Below are 21,893 nucleotides of genomic sequence, written 5' to 3'. Positions count from 1 at the left end.
ACTAAATTCCGTCCGACTTCAGTCGGATGAAGTAAAAATCCCCTTAATCTTATCATACTCTTCACCAAAAGATTTTTTACGATGATGATTCTCTTGGTTTTTGATATAATTTCGAACTCGCTTTAATATAGATTCAGATACTGACAATGCAAAATATTCACTTTGCCATTCAAATTTTTCCCCTTTCAAATTCGGAAATAAATCGATGTTTTTATTAATCCAATACGACGATTCACCTTTTATCAATTGCATGACTTTTTCAACACTTTGATTAATTCCTAATGAAATTAAACAATGACAATGATCTTCATATCCATTAACAAAATCAACATGAATTCCTTTTTGCTTTGCATTTTCTTTGATATGATTCCATACTAGTTGTCTTGATTCAAATGTGTTTAAATAGGGATGTCTGTTTTTTGTACTCCAGACAAAATGAATATATATTTTTAAATAGGGCATGTAATAATGATTTTGGATTATACTTTTTTTATTCCTCCGACTGAAGTCGGAGGCAATTTAGTGCTAAAGCACAGGGAATATTGATTATTAAATTTTGATATTGTTTTTTGACATTGTTTAACCCAACCAACCCTCTCTATCCAAACTCCGATATTGAATTGCCTCTGCAATATGATTTGGCTTTATATTTTCTGAAGCTTCCAAATCGGCAATGGTTCGGGCTACTTTCAAAATTCGGTCATACGCTCGAGCAGATAAATTCAAACGCTCCATAGCGGTTTTTAATAATTGTAAAGAAGTATCATCCAACTCACAAAACTGTCGAATGTATTTGCTTCCCATTTGGGCATTGTAGTGTAAATTTTCAAAGGCTTCAAATCGTTGGGATTGAATTTGTCTGGCTTGTGTTACCCGTTTTCTGATTTCAGCACTACTTTCTGCCTTACGGGTTTCGGTTAATTTTTCAAATGGAACCGGATTTACTTCAATATGAATATCAATTCTATCTAAAAGCGGACCCGATATTTTACTCAAATACCGTTGCATTTCTGCAGGAGAAGTACTGACCGGAGCATCAGGGTCGTTAAAATAGCCACCCGGGCTCGGATTCATACTCGCTACCAACATAAAAGAAGAAGGGTATGTAATCGTAAATTTTGCTCTGGAAATGGTTACTTCTCTGTCCTCCAAAGGTTGCCGCATGACTTCCAACACTTCACGCTTGAACTCCGGTAATTCATCTAAGAACAAAACACCGTTATGGGCCAACGAGATTTCCCCAGGTTGTGGATAGCTTCCACCTCCTACTAAGGAAACCGAAGAAGCCGTATGATGTGGACTTCTAAACGGCCGTTGACTCATCAAACCGGCATCTTTAATTTTTCCGGCAACGGAATGAATTTTGGTAGTTTCTAAAGCTTCTTTCATGGTCATGGGAGGTAAAATACTTGGCATTCGTTTGGCCAACATCGTTTTTCCTGATCCGGGTGGGCCAATTAAAATAATATTATGACCTCCGGCAGCTGCAATTTCCATGCAACGTTTGATTCCCTCCTGCCCTTTCACATCCGAAAAATCAAATTCAGGAAAATCTAAGGTTTTAGAAAACTCCGTTTGTGTATCAATAATCGTAGGTTGTAAATCGCCTTTCCCTTCAAAAAAATCAATTACTTGAAGTACATTTTCTACGCCATAAACATCAAGACCCTCCACTATGGCGGCTTCTTTTACGTTTTGAATTGGGAGAATAAAACCTTTATAACCTTCTTCTTTGGCTTTAATAGCAATGGATAATGCTCCTTTTATGGGTTGCAAACCCCCATCCAATGAAAGTTCACCCATAATGATGTACCGATCTAATTCTTCCGCTTGAATTTGCCCTGTAGCAACCAAAATACCAATGGCAATCGTAAGGTCGTAAGCCGAACCTTCTTTCCGCATATCAGCCGGAGCCATGTTTATGGTGATTTTTTTTACCGGTAAAGAATAGTTGTTATTTTTGAGAGCGGCAGCAATGCGGTAACTGCTCTCTTTGATGGCATTGTCAGGCAATCCGACCAAGTGGTAGCCCACTCCTTTGTCAATATTTACTTCAACTGTAATTGTGGTGGCTTCCACACCGAAAACGGCACTTCCAAATACTTTAACTAACATGGCGTATACATTTAATGTGACAAATATCACAAATAGATTTTTTTAAAAGAAGTAAATTTGACACTAATTTCATGCATTATGAAAAAAAAGCAATTAATTTCTACTTTACTCATTTTATTCACTCCTTTTTGGGGATTTACACAAGTCATTACAAATCAAGAACAACAAATTTGGTTGGGTTACATTACACAATCTAAGGTAAGTAATACGCACAGTATATGGAATGATTTTCATTGGGTACCCGGAAGTTTTGTTTTAGGTAGAACCGGTTTTACTTTTCATCTGTCCGATAGTTTGAAAACCACTATTACCGCAGGATATGCATTTGCTATGAGTTATCCTCCTGAAAATCAAAACACTTTTAGACCTGAGCACAGGCCTTGGGGTCAAATTACATTGACTCATAAAAACACACGCTTTTCGTACTTTCACAGATTTAGATATGAAGCCCGACTTCGTGGCCTGATTATTGATGACCATCTACAAAATGAATTCAATTTTAATCATAGATTAAGATATTTATTTCAAACCCGTTTTTACCCCAATTCAAAATTGAATAAGAAATGGTTTTTAATGTTCTCTAATGAAATATTGTGCAATGCCGGTAATGATGTGAAAAATCATTTTAGATTAGACCAAAACAGAATTTCATTGGGAACCGGTTTACATTACAAGAAAAGTACTTTTCAAATTGCCTACATGAATCAAATGATAGAATCAAATGTATCCAATACATTTAAAATGAATCACAATTTGCAACTTCTTATCTTTCAAAATTTCGATTGGAGAAATAAATAATTTTAAAAATAAAACCATAGCTTCAAAATTTTCGTATTTGGTAAAACCAATAAACCTTAAATACGCAAAACAATGCCCCAAAATGTTAATACTACCGACGAAAAGCTAAGGCTTAACGCCTTAAATAGTTATGCGGTTTTGGACACAAAACCGGAAAAAGATTTTGATGATATTGCAGAATTGGCGTCACAAATATGTGAAGTTCCTATCTCATCTATTGCAATAATGGATAAAGATAGACAATGGTTCAAATCCAGAATCGGAATTGACAAATCGGAAATTCCCCGAGAAGAATCATTTTGTAATTTTATGATGAATGAGAACATTGACTCCATTCATGTAGAAAACATGATTGAACACCCTTATTTATCCAAAAACCCTTATGTCTCGGGTAATCCCAAATTGGCCTTTTATGCAGGAGTCCTTTTGATAGATCCTGATGGTTATACTTTAGGAAGTTTGTGTGTATATGATTTACAACCCAAAAAACTTTCCGATTTTCAATTTAATGCTTTAAAAAAACTGGCCAATCAAGTAATTCAACTCTTAAAACTCAGAAAGAAAAATTCACAATTGGAAGAAAACAATTCGAATCTTTTGGCCAAGTATCACGAGTTAGAACAATTTGCTCAAGTAGTTTCACACGATATCAAATCGCCGCTAAATAACATTATTTCTTTAACCCATCTCTTTCAAGAAGAATATGGAAAAGTAATAGATTCTGAAGGAAATGAATACTTAGATTACATTTCAAAATCTTCATTGGAATTAAAAAACTTTGTAGATGCCATTCTAATTTATTATAAAAGCGATACCATAAATACACAAGAAAGACAAGAAATAAATTGGGAACAACTGTTTAAGAAATCAATTGCATTGTTGGATTCAAAAAATGAATATGACATTAAATTTAATGTAAAAAGTAACGAACCTTTTTATTCGAATAAAATAGCTTTGGAACAAATTGTTTCCAACTTGATTAGTAACAGTATCAAATACAACGATAAAAAGAAAATTGAAGTGGAAATTGAAGTTCAAAATTTAACTTCGGAAATGGAATTATCCATCAAAGATAATGGAATAGGTATAGCCAAAGCCGACTTTGAAAAAATTTTCACATTTTTCACCACTTTAGGAAAAAAAGACCGTTTTGATAATTTGGGTACAGGAATCGGACTTTCAACCGTTCAGAAGTTAGTAACCAAATTGAATGGAAGAATAGAACTTGAATCTGAAATGGGATACGGTTCAACTTTTAAAATATTTTTAAAAAAATAAAGCAACTGGGTTTAAGTATTAACAAACAAGCCACTCCAAAAAGAGTGGCTTGTTTTATTTTTTACCAAATTTGTCTATTCCGCTTCGCAACCACTTTTCATATCTTGAAATATCCGGATCATAGCTGGCCGGTTCATCAGAAAGGGTATTCCCCTCTGTATCCAAAATTAAATAATATGGCTGAGCATTGGCTTTGTATTTCGTAATTTGAAAATCACTCCATTTGTTTCCAATGGTTCTGACTTTTTTACCGGTTTCTTTTGAAACGTATTTTTCATTTTCAGCTAATTCTTTTTTATCATCTACATACAAAGAAATCAGTACAACTTCATTTTTTAAAATTGAAAGTATCTTTTTGTCAGACCATACATAATCTTCCATTTTACGACAATTCACACAAGCATAACCCGTAAAGTCGAGTAAAATAGGCTTATTAATTTCTTTAGCATAAGCCAAACCGTATTTGTAATCGTGAAATGCCATAATACCATGTGGACCTGAGTGAGCTCCTTTTGGCAAAACCTGCAAATCTGCTGAATTACTGCCTCCTATTCCATTTGGACTTTCGCTGTAGTGTAATGGTGGTGGAAAACCTGATATAATTTTTAAAGGGGCTCCCCAAAGTCCGGGAATCATATAAATAGTAAAACTCAACACAAACAGTCCCATAAATAATCTTCCCACAGAAATATGTGTTAACGGACTATCATGAGGTAATGTTATTTTTCCGAATAAATACAATGCCCAAGCCCCAAAAACGGCAATCCAAATGGCTAAAAAGGTTTCTCGTTCAAACCAATGCAATTGCAAAACCAAATCGGCATTGGATAAAAATTTAAACGCAAAAGCCAATTCTAAAAATCCCAGTGAAACTTTTACGGTATTTAACCATCCGCCCGATTTGGGTAACGAATTCATCCAACCCGGGAATAGAGCAAATAACATAAATGGTAAAGCAATGGCCGAAGAAAAACCTAACATTCCCACAATTGGAGCAATTCCGCCTTTGGAAGCAGCTTCCACAATTAAGGTTCCCACAATGGGTCCGGTACATGAAAATGACACGATGGCTAACGCTAATGCCATAAAAAAGATACCAATGATGCCTCCTCTGTCGGCTTGTCGGTCTACTTTATTGGCCCATGAATTGGGTAAAACAATTTCAAACGCACCTAAAAATGATGCTGCGAAAAAAATCAACAAACCAAAGAAAATGACATTAAAGGCAACACTTGTAGATAATTCGTTCAAAGAATCAGCACCAAAAATTGCTGTAATGGCAGAACCTAAAGCCACATAAATTACAATGATTGAAATACCATAAATAATAGCATTTTTAATTCCTTTGGCTCTGTCTTTACTTTGTTTGGTAAAGAAACTCACGGTCATGGGTATCATTGGAAACACACAAGGTGTTAACAATGCTGCAAAACCAGAGAAAAAGGCAATTATAAAAATTGTCCAAAGTCCTTTTTGTTCTTCTTTTTTCTCTACCTGATCACTTTGGGATTTACTTAATTTATTCTCTAATTTTACTTGAATATCCTCTTTAACAACAGTTAGAGTATCTTCTTTTTGTAATGTATTACTAGCACTTTCTCTCGCGGGTAATTGAAATTCAAAAACTTTAAATTGCTGTATACATTGCTCCAAACACGCTTGGTATTCAATTTCAACTTTAATTGACTTTAAGTTGGGATTGATCACTTTAATTTTTTGCGAAAACTGGGCAGATCCTTCAAAAATATATTCATCAACCCCAAATGCTTCCTCAAATTTTACTTTGTATTTACTTTCTGTGGTTTTTCCAATCAATTGGTAATTCCCTTTTGCATTTTCATAAATAAAAACACTGGGCAATGATCCACCTTCCGGTGTAAACTGAGAAAAAATATGCCAATCTTTTTGAATGGTAGCATCAAATTTCAATACAAATTCGGTATCCGATTTTTGTTCAATGGAGGTTTTCCATTTTACAGGATCTAAAATTTGAGCTTGTGAAAAAGTAAAAGCAAAAAATGTAAAGAGTGTAAAAATTAAATTTCTCATTATAATACTGCTATTTTTAAAATAGTTTTTGTGTTTTCGGTTACTTTAAAACGATTGTCCATTCGTTTCCCAACGAGCCAAACAATTTGATTATCAGAACATAAAAGCCAAGTATTTTCTTTATCTACAAGTGAAAATTTTTCATCTTTAAAAAATTTACTTAGTTTCTTTTTACTGTTCATTCCAAAAGGGTAAAAATAGTCACCCTCTTGCCATTTGCGAAGTTTTAAAGGAAACTTTAACGTATCTGCATCCACAAAGATAGTTTTTGCATCTGAAATTAAAACGCTACTTACGTTACAGAACTTCAATTTTAAGGGAAAATTAAGTTCATATTGATTTTGATCAATATAAAAATCTCCTGAAATTTGAATTGTTTTGGGTTCTACAATGAGTTGCTCTCTATCTTTCAGCAATCTGAAATGTTCAGAAAAAATTTGTTTCCCGGATTGAGCATACACTAAATCATAAATATCTTGCCACGCCGAAAATCCAAAAGGCATCAACCATTGATACAAATACGCCTGATAATTAGGTAATTGAAGTAGCTCGTTCAAATTAATTAGTTTTTGATTAGCAAGATCTTGCACTACTTTTCGATACACAATTCGCGAAGCATCATCCACTAAACTTTGAGCTTGTTTGAGATTTTGAATGGTATTTTGAAACGAATCTAAAAAACTCGGATTTAATTCTTTTAAAAGGGGAACCACATGATGACGAATTTTATTTCGCACATATTTATCTGAAGCATTACTGGAATCTTCCCGCCATTGTAGATAATTTTCGTTGGCAAATGTTTCAAATTCTGCTCTGGAAAAAATTAAAAGCGGTCGAATAATTTTATCATTTTGAGATGGAATTCCGCATAATCCATCCAAACCGGTTCCACGAGAAAAATGAATTAAAAAAGTTTCCAATTGATCATCTAAATGATGAGCAGTTGCCACAAAATCGAAATTCTCAGTTGCTAATAATTCATAAAACCATTCGTAACGTAACTTCCGAGCAGCGACTTGAATGGATACTTTTTCATCTTTAGCAAATTGCTGGGTATCAAACTTTTGAAAAAATCCCTGAATGGAATTTTCTTTACAATAAGATTGTACAAAATTTTCATCTTCATCACTTTCAACTCCCCTAAGTTGAAAATTGCAATGAGCCACCGCAAAATCTATATTTGTTTTTGAAATTAAATCCAATAAAACCATACTATCCAATCCGCCACTAACTGCAATGAGTAATTTTGCCTTTTGCAGAAAAGGAAAATGAGCTGAAAGGTGATTTTGGAATTTTGAAAACATGCTCAAAAGTAAGGAATTTTATGGGAATGAAATTAACCTATTTCAACACCTCAAACAGGGCCTTCGCTTTTAACATACATTCTTCATACTCGCCTTCGGGAGTGGCTTCGGATGTAATAGCACTACCCACGGAAAAAGATACATATTGATTTTTAACATTATATAAAATGCTACGAATGACAACATTAAAATCAAAATCGCCATGGGGCGTAAAATAGCCAACTGCACCACTATAAAGTCCGCGTTTGGTTTCTTCCAATTCTTCAATGATTTTCATCGCCGAAATTTTGGGAGCACCGGTCATGCTTCCCATCGGGAAAGTCGTTTTGATAATTTCAACCGGTGAAGTAGTGATATCTACTTGAGATACAACTGTAGAAATCATTTGATGGACTTGTTTAAAGGTATAAATTCCACATAATTCTTCCACCTCAACCGAGCCTTTTGTAGCAGTTCGAGATAAATCATTACGAACCAAATCAACAATCATAATATTTTCGGCACGCTCTTTTGGATTATTTTCTAATTCAGCTTTAGATTGCTCATCTAAAATGGGGTCTGAATTTCTTCTGGCAGTACCTTTTATGGGTTGGGAAATTACTTTTGCACCTTCCTTTTTTAAATACCTTTCAGGCGAAGCCGATAATAAATACTGATGATTATTTTTAAAATAAACCGCAAAAGGTGGTTGTGAAATAGCATTAAGCTTTTGATAAATTTCCAAAGGATTAATAGCTGCATTCTCAGCATAAAATTCCATGCAAAAATTGGCTTCGTAAATGTCGCCGTGATGAATGTATTCCAACATTTTGGACACTTTTTGAAGATAAGCTTCTTTTGAAATGCGTTGCTGGATTTTAATTTCTCGCAAAGTCACAAAATCGCAAATTGAATTCGTATTAGAGATTGCTAAGAAATCTTCCTCTAATTCATCATCACACAAATTCAAATATTGGAGTTCCACTTGATTTTCTTTCAAAAAAAACAATTTCTTCGGTTGAAAGAAAAACAAATCCGGGAATGCTAACCCGTCAAAATTTTTAGAGGTCAAAGCTTCGGTATCGTTTTTTAAATCATACGACAAATAACCGAATAGCCAATCTTGCGTTTTACTTTGGTATTGATGTAAGTCTTCAAAAGCATTGTAATAATCGGTTTTGATGGATGTAAAAGCATCCACAGCCAAAACTACCTCATAATTGGAATACTTTTGATGGTACTGATTCGAATCCAAGAAAACAACTTCACGAAATTGCTCACTCCAATGCAACAACTTCATTTTGAATTCTTGCGGATTTTCGATAGTAAAAACTTTTGAAGCTCTCAACATTAGGTAAGGAATTACTGCAATCCGGCCTCAAATTGATGTAATTTTTCAATTACTTCTTTATTAATCGTAGGGTTGGATATTTTTTTATCCTCAATTGAAAAATTTTCATTAAATGACGCTAAAGCATACGTATCTATAATTTCAGCACCAAATCGAGGAAGCATATTTTTAACCACTTCTAGTGAACTCATTCCGCCACGAGCTCCATTTGAAGTACTTAATAAAAATATTTTTTTACCTTCTAAAAACTTTCTGTCTAATCGGGATAACCAATCCAACACATTTTTAAAAAAGGCAGAAGGGTTACTATTGTGTTCGTTTACAGAAATAATGATACCTTTTGAAGCCTGAATGTGTTTATATATTTGATTGATTGAGGATGGAAATCCGTTTTCGCGTTGTTCATCCTCACTATAAATTACCAAATCCATATCGGATAATTTGAATAATTCAAACGAAGTATTTTTAAGTTGCGTAGTCAAATAAGTAACCAATTGATGGTTTATTGAGGTGGAAGAATTACTTCCGGCAAAGGCAAGGATGGTTGACATTTATTTCAAATTTAATTCATCACAAAATTAGCGAAAGAAAATTAGTATATTTGATAAATAAACATGAAAAGCATGAAAAAAAATATTTTACTTCTCTTTCTATTTTCTACAATTCAAATTTGTTTTTCTCAATCTTCAAATGATAAATCTGCTTTTAATGTAAAATATTATGATGCTAAAGATAAATGGGTAATTTTTCCAAAAAAAGCTACAGATAGTATTCATCCTTTTGGTTTTATATATCTAGATCTTCAAGCAGGATTTACATTTAATTATGAAGGGAGTGTTCAAATTGACAACAATGGTAAATTTAAACTTTATAACAAAAGTAACGAAGGATTTACCAAGGTAAGATTAGAACCATATAAAACTGCATCAGTTTTTATTATTCCTGATAAAATAGTCGAAAATTTTGAACTCCAAATTAAACCCGAATGGTTAACTATTTACCAACCATCAAACCCTGAAAGTATACAAACATTAAAGGATTATGGCTATCATTACAATCATGTTGGAGCATGTGAAAAAGCTTTAACTTTTTTAGAAAAAGCCTATAAAATAAATCCCCATTTTGATGGTTTGGAATTTGAATTAGCTTATGCGTATAATCATTTAGGACAATACGAAAAAGCTATTCCGGTTTTAGATAAAGCTATTTCTAATAATCCGAAAAACTATTATTTCTTTAGAGAGTTAGGATTTGCGTATGTAAAGCAAAACAAAATTTCATTAGCAGAAAAAACGTATCAAAAAGGAATAAAAATGTCAGACAATGATTTTGAAAAAAGTGAAATGGCGTTAAATATGGCTCAAGGTTATTTTAAATTAAAAGACAGAAAAAAATTTGATGAATGGGCCAAAATAACAAGACAATATGCCAAACCAAATTCTCAATATGCACAATACATTGATATGTTTGAAAAAGAATGGGATAGTTCTAGATAATATAAAATCTTTAAAAATAAAAACCCCGAAAAGCTATCTCTTCGGGGTTTTTCTATAATTAATTTCAATTCCTTACACATGCAAAGCTCTATTATCCGTAGCCGCTAAAGCTGCTTCTTTGATTGCTTCTGCAAAAGTGGGATGAGCATGACTCATTCTAGAAATATCTTCGGCACTGGCTCTAAATTCCATAGCGGTAACTGCTTCGGCAATTAAATCGGCACAACGCGGTCCAATCATGTGAACCCCTAAAACTTCATCGGTTTTGGCATCGGCTAAGATTTTCACAAATCCGTCCGTATCGCCACCGGCTCTAGCTCTTCCTAAGGCTTTGAATGGAAAACTCCCAGATTTGAAAGTTACGCCCTCTTCTTTTAATTGCTCTTCTGTTTTTCCAACAGCTGCAACCTCAGGCCAAGTATAAACCACACCCGGAATCAAATTGTAATCGATATGCGGTTTTTGTCCGGCTAAAATTTCGGCAACCATCACGCCTTCTTCTTCTGCTTTGTGAGCTAACATAGCTCCACGAACCACATCGCCAATGGCATAAATGTTTGAGGCTGATGTTTGCAAATGATCGTTCACTTCAATCTGACCTCTATCGGTAACTTTTACACCGGCTTTTTCGGCATTCAATCCATCGGTATAAGGTCTTCTTCCCACAGAAACCAGGCAATAATCACCTTCTAAAGATAAGATTTCTCCTTTTGGCGTTTCGGCTTCCACTGTAACAGCTTTACCTTTTCTGGTTACTGATTTAACTTTATGAGAAGTATAGAATTTCATACCTTGTTTTTTCAACACTTTGGTCAATTCTTTGGATAATGATGCATCCATTCCCGGAATAATTCTGTCCATAAATTCCACCACAGATACTTCTGCTCCTAGACGAAGATACACTTGACCCAATTCAATTCCTATTACACCACCACCAATGATGACTAAATGTTTCGGAACTTCTTTTAATTTCAAGGCTTCCGTAGAAGTGATTACACGTTCTTTATCTAAGGTAATAAATGGTAGATTCGACGGTTTAGAACCCGTTGCAATAATGGAATATTTGGCTTCAATCGTTTCAGAAGAACCATCATTTTTGGTTATTTTAACGTGGGTAGCATCTTCAAAGGAACCAACTCCTTCAAAAACGGTAATTTTATTTTTATCCATCAAAAACTTAATTCCACCTGTAGTTTGATCTACAACCGCTTGTTTGCGGGCAATCATTTTCTCCAGATTTACTTTTACCTTACCCACCTCAATACCGTGCTCTTCAAAATGAGCTACTGCATCGTGATAATGATGAGAAGAAGAAAGTAACGCTTTAGAAGGAATACAGCCTACATTTAGACAAGTTCCGCCCAAAACCGAATATTTTTCGATAATAGCCGTTTTAAATCCTAATTGTGCACAACGGATGGCGGCAACATATCCACCGGGTCCCGAACCAATAATGGCCACATCAAATTGACTCATATAGTTTTATTTAGTAGTTGAAAATCAGTTAAACGATTGCAAAATTACGAATGTTTTTTGGGACTTCTATAGATTGAATTGTGAAACTTTAGCTAATTTACTATAGTTACCCAAAACACAAAATAAACAATTGATAATCAACACATAACAATGAAAACGTTTTCGTAGATTTCTTCTAAAAATGATATTTATCAGGTTTATTTTGGTACTTAAATCGGAAATTTGATACAAGTAAAATAGAAATCACAACCTTAACAATCAATAGTATGAAAAACATTAAAGTCATTCAGGAGCTTCACGATTTAGGCATTACCGGATATCATGAAGTAGTGTACAATCCTTCTTATGAAGAATTGTTTCAAGCCGAAACCTCTCACATGCGAAAAGGATTTGAAAAAGGAGCTTTAACCGATACAGGAGCAGTGGCCGTTAAAACCGGAATTTTCACAGGACGTTCTCCCAAAGACCGATATATTGTAAAAGATGAAATCACAAAAGATACCATTTATTGGGATGACAAAGTAAACTTTCCAACCTCACAAGAAGTGTACAGTGAATTAAAATCATTGGTTTTAAAACAGCTTTCTACTTCCAAAAAATTATATGTGGTCGATGCTTTTTGCGGAACCAATCCAGACACCCGTTTGAAAGTGCGTTTTGTAATGGAAGTAGCTTGGCAAGCTCATTTTGTGACCAATATGTTCATTAGACCTTCTATTTATGAACTAGAAAATTTTGGTAAACCCGATTTTATTGTGATGAATGGTTCTAAAACCACCAATCCAAATTGGGCAGCACACGGTTTAAATTCTGAGAATTTTGTGGTGTTCAACTTAACAGAAAAAATTCAAATTATTGGTGGAACTTGGTATGGTGGCGAAATGAAAAAAGGAATGTTTGCCATGATGAATTATTATCTTCCACTTAAAGGGATGGCTTCCATGCACTGCTCTGCCAATGTGGGTGAAGAAGGCGATGTTACTTTATTCTTTGGATTATCAGGAACAGGAAAAACTACCTTATCTGCCGACCCAAAACGTTATCTAATTGGTGATGATGAACATGGCTGGGATACTAATGGCGTTTTTAATTATGAAGGGGGATGTTATGCCAAAGTTATCGATTTAAGTGAAGAAAACGAACCCGATATTTGGAGAGCCATCAAACGTGATGCTTTGCTAGAAAATGTGGTGGTAAATGAATATGGCGAAGTGGATTATTACGATCATTCTATCACCGAAAATTCAAGAGTTTCTTATCCCATTTATCACATCAACAAAATCGTTCTTCCTTCCAAAGCCGGTCACGCGAAGAAAATTATTTACTTATCAGCCGATGCATTTGGCGTGTTGCCTCCGGTTTCCATATTAGATGACGACCAAGCACAATACCATTTCTTGTGTGGTTATACATCCAAACTAGCCGGAACCGAACGAGGAATTACCGAGCCACAACCTTCCTTCTCTCCTGCCTTTGGTGAAGCATTTTTAACCTTACACCCAACCATGTATTCTAAAACCTTAATTGGAAAAATGAAAGAACACGGAGCCAAAGCCTATTTAGTAAACACAGGATGGAACGGAACCGGAAAACGAATTTCATTGAAAAACACGCGTGCCATAATCGATGCCATCATCAGTGGTGAAATTGATCAAATGGAAACCAAACATATTCCGTTTTTAAATTTAACTATTCCGGTTGAATTGCCAAATGTTGATAAAGGCATTTTAGACCCAAGAGATACGTATAAAACAGAAGAAGAATGGGAAGCAAAAGCCAAAGATTTAGCCGCTCGATACATTAAAAACTTTGAGCAATACACCAATACGGAAGAAGGTAAAAAATTGGTGTATGCCGGACCAACACTAGAAACGGTTTTAGCCTAACTTAATTTAACAAACGTAACTTTTTCAAATCCTGATAGTTTTTCTGTCAGGATTTGATTTTTTTAACGATAAATATTCTCTTGACTCAGAATATGTAGTACCTTTGCGGGCTATTTTATTGAAATGAGATTACATAGAAATTTAGTTTACACTACCATTGATTCGTTGCATGCCATATTCAACGAAGGCGAATATGCCGATAAAGTGGTAGCAAGAGCTTTAAAAAAGGACAAACGTTGGGGAAGTTCCGACAGAAAGTTTGTTGCAGAAACCATCTACGAAATTGTGAGATGGAAACGTTTATACGCTGAAATTGCCGAAGTAAGAGAACCGTATGATCGCGATGATTTATGGCGAATGTTTGCCGTTTGGGCTGTGCTAAGAGGATATCCAATCCCGGATTGGAGACAATTGGAAGGAACCCCACAACGCAAAATCAAAGGGCGTTTTGATGAATTATCAAAAATCAGAAAATACCGTGAATCGATTCCGGATTGGATGGACGAGTTGGGTGTAAAAGAATTGGGCGAAGAACTTTGGACCAAAGAAATTGCGGCTCAAAATCAGCAAGCTCAAGTAATTCTTCGTGTAAATACCTTAAAAACTACAAAAGAAAAATTACGTGCCATTCTAATGGATTTAGACATTGCTACGGATTTTTTAAAAGACCAACCCGATGCTTTAGTATTGAAAGAAAGAGCCAATGTTTTCTTAACCGATGCCTTTAAAGAAGGTTTATTTGAAGTTCAAGATGCCAGTTCTCAGCTGGTTGCTGCCTTTCTAGATGTGCAACCCGGTATGAGAGTGGTTGATACATGTGCCGGAGCCGGAGGAAAAACCTTGCATATGGCTTCTTTGATGCAAAACAAAGGTCAGCTAATTGCCATGGATTTATACGAAAGTAAATTAAAACAATTAAAACTTCGTGCCAAACGAAATGGAGCTTTCAATATCGAATACAGAATTATTGATTCGACAAAAGTCATCAAAAAATTATACGACAAAGCAGACAGAGTTTTAATTGATGCTCCTTGTAGCGGATTGGGTGTTTTGAAAAGAAATCCGGATAGCAAATGGAAATTGCAACCCGAATTTATTGACAATATTCGTAAAGTACAAGCCGAAGTTTTAGAAAATTATTCCAGAATTGTAAAGCCCGGCGGAAAGTTAGTTTATGCCACTTGTTCGGTTTTACCTTCTGAAAATCAGGAACAAGTAAAACGTTTTTTAACCACGGAAAACGGAAAAAACTTTACTTTTGTAAAAGATCACAAAATTTTAGCCTCAGAATCAGGTTTTGATGGGTTTTATATGGCCTTATTGGAACGAAAATTATAATTACTATGAAAAAAATATATTCATTCTTTTTACTATTTGTTGCTGCAATTTCTTTTTCGCAACAAGCTTATTACAACAATATCAATTTTAATTTAAACGGACAAGCCTTAAAAAATCAATTGGCCCAATTAATCTCTGACACTCATAACTATCAACTCTCTTACAGTGAAGTTTGGAGTGCATTACGTATAACCGACTTAAATCCTACAAATTCAAATCAAGTTTTACTTATATATGGGTGGGAAAATGGATCTGACAGTGATGTTACAAATGATAGAGCCAGAGACAAAGATAATAACGGCGGAAACAACGGACAGTGGAACAGAGAACACGTTTATGCTCAATCTGTAGGTACTCCTGATTTAGGTCAATCTGGCCCGGGTGCAGATGCCCACATGCTTCGTTCATGTGATGTACAAAGAAATAATTCCAGAGGTAACCGAAAATTTGCAGCAGGCTCTGGAAATTCAGGAAATGTGGGTATTCATTGGTATCCGGGTGATGAATGGAAAGGAGATGTAGCCCGAATCATTATGTATATGTATTTGCGATATGGCAATCAATGTTTACCTTCAAATATGGGTGATGGTCCAAATGCAGGTGCAGGAGACGATATGATTACTTTATTTTTAACTTGGAATGCAGAAGATCCGGTTTCACAAATTGAAATAAACCGAAATACCTATTTAGGAAATATTAATAACAATTGGGGTCAAGGCAATAGAAATCCGTTTATTGACAATCCTTACCTAGCCACAAAAATTTGGGGTGGAGTTGCGGCTCAAGATACATGGGGCACCTTGTCTACTAACACCTCATTTGTATATGATTTTAGTGTTTACCCTAACCCTAGTTCGAATCAAAAAATAAATATTGACAGCGAATCTCAAATTGACACGATACAATTGGTTAATATCAATGGTCAAGTAATTCAAGTAATTCAGAAGCCTACCCCTTCAAATAAAACATACACTCTGGAAAATATTCCTACCGGTTTTTATTTCATGACCATAACATCACAACAACAATCTGTTACAAAGAAAGTGGTTGTAAATTAAAATTAAAAAACCTTCTTTTACCGGAAGGTTTTTTTAATTTAAAATACAACATTCTAAATTATGTTACTTACTCATAAATCGTGAAGAAACTTAAAATTGTAGACTAAAAATATGTAATTTCGAAGCCATGAATGAAAATCAAATAGGAGAACTTAAAAAATTATTGGCTACACCCCAAAAAGTTGTCATCATACCACATCGTAATCCAGATGGAGATGCCATGGGGTCAACATTGGCACTAGCCCATATTCTAAATAAATTGGGACATTATACAACAGTAATTGCCCCAAATGAATTTCCGGATTTTTTAGCTTGGCTACCCGGAGCGGAAACCGTTCGTATTTTTGAGAAAGATAGAGAAAATACAACACGGATTTTAAATGATGCTGAAATCCTTTTCACCTTAGACTTTAATGCCTTACACCGCACTGGCGAAATGGAAATGGTGCTTCAAAATCTCAAAGCTCCCTTTGTAATGATTGATCATCATGAATTACCGGATTCATATGCTCAAATTGCTTTTTCCGATGTAAATTATGGTTCAACTTGCGAAATGGTGTATGATTTTTGTTTTCAATTAGGAATAGAAAAAAATTTGGACAAAACTTCAGCCACTTGCATTTATACTGGCATTGTTACCGATTCGGGATCTTTTAAATTTCCAAAAACAACCGGTAAAACCCATCAAACTGTAGCACATTTGCTTGAATTAGGAATAGAAAACACCACAATTCATAACCAGCTTTTCAACACCAATAGTTACAGCAGCCTTCAATTGCTGGGCAAAGCATTGCAAAACTTAAAGGTCTTTTACGAGTACAAAACCTCATACATTACCCTATCACAAGAAGAATTGGATAATTTTAATTATAAAAAAGGGGATACAGAAGGCATAGTGAATTATGGTTTATCTCTAAAAGATATTATTTTTACGGCAATTTTTATTGAAAATAAAGAAGAAGGCTTGATAAAAATATCATTACGGTCAATTGGAGATTTTGATGTTAACCAACTCGCAAGAACTTATTTCAATGGTGGGGGACACAAAAATGCAGCGGGTGGAAAATCAACTCAATCTTTAAGTGAAACTGTAGCTTATTTTGAAAAAATAATCCGTGAACAACCTGAATTAAAATAAATATGAAAATTTATTTAAAACTAGTTCTACTATTTTCTATGATTTTTTTAGGAAGTTGTCAAGACGAACAACCCCGGAGACCGGTATCTAGAAGTTCGGGAACTTTTATGAAAGAATCTATTATTCGTAATAAAAAACTAATTGCCTCAGAAGAAAAGATTATAGATTCAATCATTCAAAACAACCCAGACAAAACCTTTTTGGCTTCAAAAAAAGGGTATTGGTATACGTATGAAATTCAAAATCAGAATGATACACTCAGACCCAAAAGAGGCGACGTAGCATTTTATGAATATGAAATCAATGATTTGTATGGAAATGTAATTTATACGGCCTTAGAACTCAGACCTCAAAAATATTTAGTAGACAAACAAGAAATCATGATGGGGTTACGGGATGGTATAAAACTCATGCGAAAAAATGAAAAAGTTACTTTTTTGTTTCCTTCGCATATAGCCTACGGATACTTGGGAGACAAAAACAGAATTGGTCCAAACATTCCAATTTCGTGTACGGTAACTTTAACCGATTTTGTAAAAGAAGAAGAATTTAGAAAAACACAAAAACAATAAAATGAGAAAAATAACTTTACTAGGACTCTTCCTAATCGCACTATTATGTCAATCTTGCGGAAACAATTACGATCATTTAGGCGACGGAATTTTTGGTGTAATTACCACTTCAAAAGGAGAAATCATTGTTTCATTGGAATATGAAAAAACACCTATAACTGTTGCTAACTTTATCACATTGGCCGAAGGAACAAATACTTTTGTAACCGATGCCTCTCGAAAAGGAATTCCATTTTACGATGGATTAAAATTTCATAGAGTTATACCGAATTTTATGATTCAGGGGGGGGATCCTAATGGAGATGGTTCCGGAAATCCAGGGTATAGTTTTATGGATGAAATTACTGATTTGAAACATTCCGAACCCGGAATTTTATCTATGGCCAATGCCGGACCGGGCACTAATGGTTCTCAATTTTTTATCACTCATGTTGAAACACCACATTTAGATGGACTTCATACTGTATTTGGAAAAGTAAAGGAAGGCCAAGATGTGGTAAATGCAATTGTACAAAATGATATAATTGAAAAAATAATTATCGTACGAAATGGAGAAAATGCCAAAAAATTTGATGCGGTAAAAGTATTTGGAGACCGACTTAAAATTGAATCTGAAAATCGAAAAATTCAAGAAGCCAAAGAAAAAGCCGAAAAAGAAGCATTTTTAGCTCAATTTAAAGATGTTTTAGATGAAAAAATTGCATTTTTTGAAACCTATAAAAAGAATGCTCAAAAAACTTCAAGCGGATTGTTGTATACTATATACCAAAAAGGAACATCTAAAAAACCGGAAACAGGATCAACCATTTATGTGAATTACTCCGGATATTTTGAAAATGGCGAACTTTTTGATAGTAGCCATGAAAGTGTATCAAAAGCATTTGGTAAATTTGACCAACGTAGAGCAGATGCACAAGGTTATAGCCCTTTCCCGTTTCAATATGGAAATAAAACCGGATTAATACCGGGATTTTTGGAAGGTTTAGAAAAAATGAATATTGGTGATAAAGCTTTATTATTTATACCTTCACATTTAGGATATGGAGAAGCCGGTGCCGGAAATGTAATTCCGCCAAACACCAATTTGATTTTTGAATTAGAATTATTAGAAACACCAACACAAAAATAACAACCATGAAAAAAGTATATTTAAGTTTGATTCTACTACTATCTTTTGGCTTACAAGCTCAAACAGAGAATGGAATCTATGCTGAAATTTCGACTCTAAAAGGAAAAATTCTATTAAAATTAGAATATGAAAAAACTCCAATCACTGTAGCAAACTTTATCTCATTGGCAGAAGGTACCAATCCCTCTGTTTCCGATGAATTTAAAGGAAAACCTTTTTTCAACGGTTTAAAATTTCATCGTGTTATTTCAAATTTCATGATTCAAGGCGGAGATCCTACAGGCACCGGAAGTGGTGGTCCGGGATACCGTTTTATGGACGAAATAACCGATTTAAAACACGACAAAGCCGGAATATTATCTATGGCAAATGCCGGACCAGCTACAAATGGCTCTCAATTTTTTATTACCCATGCACCTCAACCTCACTTAGATGGAAAGCACACTGTTTTTGGTAGAGTAATCTCCGGTCAAGACATTGTTAATGCCATCTCTCAAAATGACGTTATGGATAAAATTACTATCATTAGGGTAGGAACTGCAGCTAAACAATTTGATGCTCCCAAAGTTTTCAACAGTAGATTGGAATTGGAACTTGCGGCAAAGAAAAAGAAAGAAGAAGCATTACAAGCTGAAAAAACAAAGTTTACAGATTATGTAAAAAAAACATTCCCAACTGCCAAAATACTACCTTCAGGTTTAGCCTATATAATTGAAAAACCGGGAACGGGTGATAATGTAAAAGCCGGAAACGATGTATCTGTTCATTATTTAGGCGAGTTAGCCAATGGTGATAAATTTGATAGCTCTTACGACCGAAATCAGCCTATAGATTTCAAATTAGGTGTAGGTAGGGTAATTCCAGGATGGGAAGAAGGTATTGCGTTACTGAACAAAGGAGCTAAAGCAAAACTCATTATCCCGTTTTGGTTGGCCTATGGCGAAAACGGAAGACCCCCTGTAATTCCAGCCAAAGCTACTTTAATCTTTACAACAGAATTAGTTGACTTTAAATAAATAAAACCAAAAAAAATACCCTCAAAAATTTGAGGGTTTTTTTTTATTTAAATTTCCAATCAAAGGTATCAATATCTTTAACAATCGCCCCGATTTCGACTTTACAAATTTGAGCAAATTCTTCTTGAATAAGTAACCAATAATCTTCATTAAAATAATGAATTACGCTGTCTAATCGTTCGGTTTCAAATTTTTGAAGTCCTTTTTTATCAAAAATAAATTTCCAATCTGAAAAAGGGGAACCTAAAATTTTTTGCCCCCAAAGGGTTGCCTCCGGGTTAGAAACAATAATATAGCCAAGTTTAAAATCTTCATCGGCATAAAAAGTCAATCGGCATTTTAACGAATTATATAGTACAATTGTATTATCATCTTCATCATCAAATATTAAATCGGGCTTTCCATACAAGCGTTCCACATCTTGCTTCTTCATACCAAAAAGAAGCTGATCAAATCCGTATTGAGGTTTAATTTCCATTTGTATAATTTTCAATAATTAATTTTTTTGTCAATCGGTTAAATCTGTAAAATAAAAATAAAGCCGCTGCAGTGAGACCGGCCAAAAGTCCTAACCAAACCCCAATAGCTTTCAAATTGGTATACAAACCCAAGTAAATCGAAATGGGAAAACCTACAATCCAATATGCAATAAAAGTAATATACATTGGAACTTTTACATCTTGTAGTCCTCGAAGTGCCCCAAGAACTACAACTTGTAAACCATCAGAAATTTGAAACAAGGCAGCTACAAGCAACAATTGAGAGGCAATCCAAACCACCTCTTGATTTTGAACCAAATGAATGGTTTGATCCATATCTAAAAACGGTAGAGGCAATACTTTATGAAATACTATAAAGAGAACTGCAAAAACAACCTCAAGCAAAGTAGCCAATAAAAAAATAGACAAAGCTACAATTCTTAACTTCTTATAATCTTGAAGCCCTTTTTGATTGCCAATACGAATCATAGCCGTAACACTCAATCCCATAGCAAACATAAAAGTAAGTGAAGCCAAACTCAAAGCAATTTGATTGGCTGCTTGACTCGTAGCACTTATCATTCCGCACAACCAAATGGCTCCCGTAAAAAGAGCTACTTCAAAAAACATTTGCAAAGCTGATGGAGTACCTAGGTTGACTATTTTTTTTAGGGTATTTTTTGAAATTTCATCCCAACTGAATTTTTCAAAATAAGGATGAAATTTAGGTTTCTTTACCATAACATAATGCATAAATAAGAGCATTACAATTCGAGAAGTTATGGTTCCAATAGCAGCACCTACAATTCCCATTTCCGGAAAAATCCAAATCCCAAAAATCAAAAAATAATTGATTACCACATTTACAACATTTCCTAAAATAGTGGCCCACATGGAATATTTAGTCTCACTTTTACCATCTGCAAACTGTTTGTATGCCTGAAACATGATTAAAGGAATCAATGAAAAAGAAACGATGTCCAAATAGGGAATGGCTAAATTGACAACTTCTTCCGATTGTCCCATGTAGCTTATAATAGGTTTGGCTAAAAAAATGAGCAAAAATAAAAGCACACCTAATACGGTACACAACAACAAACCATTATGGAAAGCACTTCTCCCCTTCTCGATAGAATTTTCGCCATCGGCCTCGGCAACTATTGGGGTAATTGCTGTAGAAAAACCAATACCCAATGACATCGCAATGAATATAAAACTATTTCCTAAAGAAACCGCTGCCAATTCTTTAGGACCAATTTGTCCTACCATGGCATTGTCTACAATTCCTACCACGGTATGCCCTAGCATTCCTATGATAATTGGATAAGCCAATTTAAGATTGTAACCGAATTCTTTGGTGTAAATAGAGAGGTTCATACAAGCAATTTTCGAGTGCAAAAGTACGCAATTTGGCAAACATTCGCTTATTAA

The 21,893-nt window shown here is 34.6% G+C and carries 19 protein-coding genes; 10 read left to right on the top strand and 9 right to left on the bottom strand.

The window, feature by feature from the left end; translation table 11 throughout:
* Positions 1-18: 18 nt before the first annotated feature.
* Together tnpA and V7M80_RS07025 are read right to left on the bottom strand one after the other, a co-directional pair.
* Entirely contained in the window at positions 19-462 is a 444-nt protein-coding gene (tnpA, locus tag V7M80_RS07030; RefSeq protein ID WP_333695035.1) for an IS200/IS605 family transposase, read from the bottom strand.
* Between the two features lie 117 nt (positions 463-579).
* On the bottom strand, positions 580-2,115 hold the full coding sequence (locus tag V7M80_RS07025; RefSeq protein WP_333695033.1) for a YifB family Mg chelatase-like AAA ATPase: 1,536 nt from the start codon (positions 2,113-2,115) through the stop codon (positions 580-582).
* A 78-nt stretch (positions 2,116-2,193) separates the two neighbouring features.
* On the opposite strand from V7M80_RS07025, the gene V7M80_RS07020 reads away from it, so the two are divergent.
* On the top strand, positions 2,194-2,913 hold the full coding sequence (locus V7M80_RS07020) for a DUF2490 domain-containing protein (protein ID WP_333695032.1): 720 nt from the start codon (positions 2,194-2,196) through the stop codon (positions 2,911-2,913).
* 72 nt (positions 2,914-2,985) lie between these two features.
* Positions 2,986-4,191, top strand: a complete 1,206-nt coding sequence (locus V7M80_RS07015) for a GAF domain-containing sensor histidine kinase (RefSeq protein WP_333695030.1) — start codon at positions 2,986-2,988, stop codon at positions 4,189-4,191.
* A gap of 54 nt (positions 4,192-4,245) precedes the next feature.
* Here V7M80_RS07015 and V7M80_RS07010 read toward each other — a convergent pair whose 3' ends face one another.
* The 4 genes from V7M80_RS07010 to V7M80_RS06995 are packed head-to-tail and all read right to left on the bottom strand — an operon-like array spanning position 4,246 to position 9,425.
* Positions 4,246-6,240 carry a protein-disulfide reductase DsbD family protein gene (locus V7M80_RS07010; protein ID WP_333695029.1) on the bottom strand — a complete coding sequence of 665 codons (1,995 nt, stop codon included), beginning with the start codon at positions 6,238-6,240 and terminating at the stop codon, positions 4,246-4,248.
* Entirely contained in the window at positions 6,240-7,544 is a 1,305-nt protein-coding gene (gene tilS, locus V7M80_RS07005) for a tRNA lysidine(34) synthetase TilS (RefSeq protein ID WP_333695027.1), read from the bottom strand. Before tilS ends, V7M80_RS07010 begins: the two co-directional genes overlap by 1 nt.
* Positions 7,545-7,581: 37 nt before the next feature.
* Entirely contained in the window at positions 7,582-8,874 is a 1,293-nt protein-coding gene (locus V7M80_RS07000; protein WP_333695025.1) for an anthranilate synthase component I family protein, read from the bottom strand.
* Positions 8,875-8,885: 11 nt separating this feature from the next.
* Positions 8,886-9,425, bottom strand: a complete 540-nt coding sequence (locus tag V7M80_RS06995) for an NADPH-dependent FMN reductase (protein ID WP_333695023.1) — start codon at positions 9,423-9,425, stop codon at positions 8,886-8,888.
* Between the two features lie 72 nt (positions 9,426-9,497).
* On the opposite strand from V7M80_RS06995, the gene V7M80_RS06990 reads away from it, so the two are divergent.
* Complete coding sequence (locus V7M80_RS06990) at positions 9,498-10,370, top strand: tetratricopeptide repeat protein (RefSeq protein ID WP_333695021.1); 873 nt, start codon at positions 9,498-9,500, stop codon at positions 10,368-10,370.
* Between the two features lie 72 nt (positions 10,371-10,442).
* Here the strand turns inward: V7M80_RS06990 and lpdA are convergent, their stop codons facing one another.
* Positions 10,443-11,846, bottom strand: coding sequence for a dihydrolipoyl dehydrogenase (gene lpdA, locus V7M80_RS06985; protein ID WP_333695020.1), 1,404 nt, complete (start codon positions 11,844-11,846; stop codon positions 10,443-10,445).
* A 266-nt stretch (positions 11,847-12,112) separates the two neighbouring features.
* Between lpdA and pckA the strand changes: the two genes are divergently transcribed.
* The 7 genes from pckA to V7M80_RS06950 all read left to right on the top strand — a co-directional run bounded on the left by pckA (position 12,113) and on the right by V7M80_RS06950 (position 19,983).
* Positions 12,113-13,732, top strand: a complete 1,620-nt coding sequence (gene pckA / locus V7M80_RS06980) for a phosphoenolpyruvate carboxykinase (ATP) (RefSeq protein WP_333695019.1) — start codon at positions 12,113-12,115, stop codon at positions 13,730-13,732.
* 123 nt (positions 13,733-13,855) lie between these two features.
* Positions 13,856-15,070 (top strand): RsmB/NOP family class I SAM-dependent RNA methyltransferase, encoded by a 1,215-nt coding sequence (locus V7M80_RS06975; RefSeq protein WP_333695017.1) that lies wholly within the window; start codon positions 13,856-13,858, stop codon positions 15,068-15,070.
* Positions 15,071-15,075: 5 nt separating this feature from the next.
* On the top strand, positions 15,076-16,128 hold the full coding sequence (locus V7M80_RS06970) for an endonuclease (RefSeq protein WP_333695015.1): 1,053 nt from the start codon (positions 15,076-15,078) through the stop codon (positions 16,126-16,128).
* A 127-nt stretch (positions 16,129-16,255) separates the two neighbouring features.
* Positions 16,256-17,266 (top strand): DHH family phosphoesterase, encoded by a 1,011-nt coding sequence (locus V7M80_RS06965; RefSeq protein WP_333695013.1) that lies wholly within the window; start codon positions 16,256-16,258, stop codon positions 17,264-17,266.
* Positions 17,267-17,268: 2 nt separating this feature from the next.
* Complete coding sequence (gene gldI, locus V7M80_RS06960; RefSeq protein WP_333695011.1) at positions 17,269-17,838, top strand: gliding motility-associated peptidyl-prolyl isomerase GldI; 570 nt, start codon at positions 17,269-17,271, stop codon at positions 17,836-17,838.
* 1 nt (position 17,839) lies between these two features.
* The gene (locus V7M80_RS06955; RefSeq protein WP_333695009.1) at positions 17,840-18,967 is read left to right on the top strand and encodes a peptidylprolyl isomerase; all 1,128 of its coding nucleotides are present in this window, start codon (positions 17,840-17,842) and stop codon (positions 18,965-18,967) included.
* A gap of 5 nt (positions 18,968-18,972) precedes the next feature.
* Positions 18,973-19,983 carry a peptidylprolyl isomerase gene (locus tag V7M80_RS06950; protein WP_333695007.1) on the top strand — a complete coding sequence of 337 codons (1,011 nt, stop codon included), beginning with the start codon at positions 18,973-18,975 and terminating at the stop codon, positions 19,981-19,983.
* Positions 19,984-20,026: 43 nt separating this feature from the next.
* Here V7M80_RS06950 and V7M80_RS06945 read toward each other — a convergent pair whose 3' ends face one another.
* Together V7M80_RS06945 and V7M80_RS06940 are read right to left on the bottom strand one after the other, a co-directional pair.
* A complete protein-coding gene (locus V7M80_RS06945) occupies positions 20,027-20,461 on the bottom strand; it encodes a hypothetical protein (protein WP_333695005.1) in 435 nt (144 codons plus the stop codon).
* The gene (locus V7M80_RS06940; protein WP_333695003.1) at positions 20,451-21,839 is read right to left on the bottom strand and encodes an MATE family efflux transporter; all 1,389 of its coding nucleotides are present in this window, start codon (positions 21,837-21,839) and stop codon (positions 20,451-20,453) included. Before V7M80_RS06940 ends, V7M80_RS06945 begins: the two co-directional genes overlap by 11 nt.
* Between the last annotated feature and the right edge of the window lie 54 nt (positions 21,840-21,893).

The organism is Flavobacterium sp., from assembly GCF_036759525.1.
Lineage (GTDB): Bacteria > Bacteroidota > Bacteroidia > Flavobacteriales > Flavobacteriaceae > Flavobacterium.
The sequence above is the reverse complement of the archived record's forward strand: the minus strand, read 5'-3'. Positions and strand labels throughout refer to the sequence as shown.

Excerpts from the sequence above, each read along its gene's own strand:
- tnpA (WP_333695035.1), bottom strand. The coding sequence starts at position 462 with ATGCCCTATTTAAAAATATATATTCATTTTGTCTGGAGTACAAAAAAC.
- V7M80_RS07025 (WP_333695033.1), bottom strand. The coding sequence starts at position 2,115 with ATGTTAGTTAAAGTATTTGGAAGTGCCGTTTTCGGTGTGGAAGCCACC.
- V7M80_RS07020 (WP_333695032.1), top strand. The coding sequence starts at position 2,194 with ATGAAAAAAAAGCAATTAATTTCTACTTTACTCATTTTATTCACTCCT.
- V7M80_RS07015 (WP_333695030.1), top strand. The coding sequence starts at position 2,986 with ATGCCCCAAAATGTTAATACTACCGACGAAAAGCTAAGGCTTAACGCC.
- V7M80_RS07010 (WP_333695029.1), bottom strand. The coding sequence starts at position 6,240 with ATGAGAAATTTAATTTTTACACTCTTTACATTTTTTGCTTTTACTTTT.
- tilS (WP_333695027.1), bottom strand. The coding sequence starts at position 7,544 with ATGTTTTCAAAATTCCAAAATCACCTTTCAGCTCATTTTCCTTTTCTG.
- V7M80_RS07000 (WP_333695025.1), bottom strand. The coding sequence starts at position 8,874 with ATGTTGAGAGCTTCAAAAGTTTTTACTATCGAAAATCCGCAAGAATTC.
- V7M80_RS06995 (WP_333695023.1), bottom strand. The coding sequence starts at position 9,425 with ATGTCAACCATCCTTGCCTTTGCCGGAAGTAATTCTTCCACCTCAATA.
- V7M80_RS06990 (WP_333695021.1), top strand. The coding sequence starts at position 9,498 with ATGAAAAAAAATATTTTACTTCTCTTTCTATTTTCTACAATTCAAATT.
- lpdA (WP_333695020.1), bottom strand. The coding sequence starts at position 11,846 with ATGAGTCAATTTGATGTGGCCATTATTGGTTCGGGACCCGGTGGATAT.
- pckA (WP_333695019.1), top strand. The coding sequence starts at position 12,113 with ATGAAAAACATTAAAGTCATTCAGGAGCTTCACGATTTAGGCATTACC.
- V7M80_RS06975 (WP_333695017.1), top strand. The coding sequence starts at position 13,856 with ATGAGATTACATAGAAATTTAGTTTACACTACCATTGATTCGTTGCAT.
- V7M80_RS06970 (WP_333695015.1), top strand. The coding sequence starts at position 15,076 with ATGAAAAAAATATATTCATTCTTTTTACTATTTGTTGCTGCAATTTCT.
- V7M80_RS06965 (WP_333695013.1), top strand. The coding sequence starts at position 16,256 with ATGAATGAAAATCAAATAGGAGAACTTAAAAAATTATTGGCTACACCC.
- gldI (WP_333695011.1), top strand. The coding sequence starts at position 17,269 with ATGAAAATTTATTTAAAACTAGTTCTACTATTTTCTATGATTTTTTTA.
- V7M80_RS06955 (WP_333695009.1), top strand. The coding sequence starts at position 17,840 with ATGAGAAAAATAACTTTACTAGGACTCTTCCTAATCGCACTATTATGT.
- V7M80_RS06950 (WP_333695007.1), top strand. The coding sequence starts at position 18,973 with ATGAAAAAAGTATATTTAAGTTTGATTCTACTACTATCTTTTGGCTTA.
- V7M80_RS06945 (WP_333695005.1), bottom strand. The coding sequence starts at position 20,461 with ATGGAAATTAAACCTCAATACGGATTTGATCAGCTTCTTTTTGGTATG.
- V7M80_RS06940 (WP_333695003.1), bottom strand. The coding sequence starts at position 21,839 with ATGAACCTCTCTATTTACACCAAAGAATTCGGTTACAATCTTAAATTG.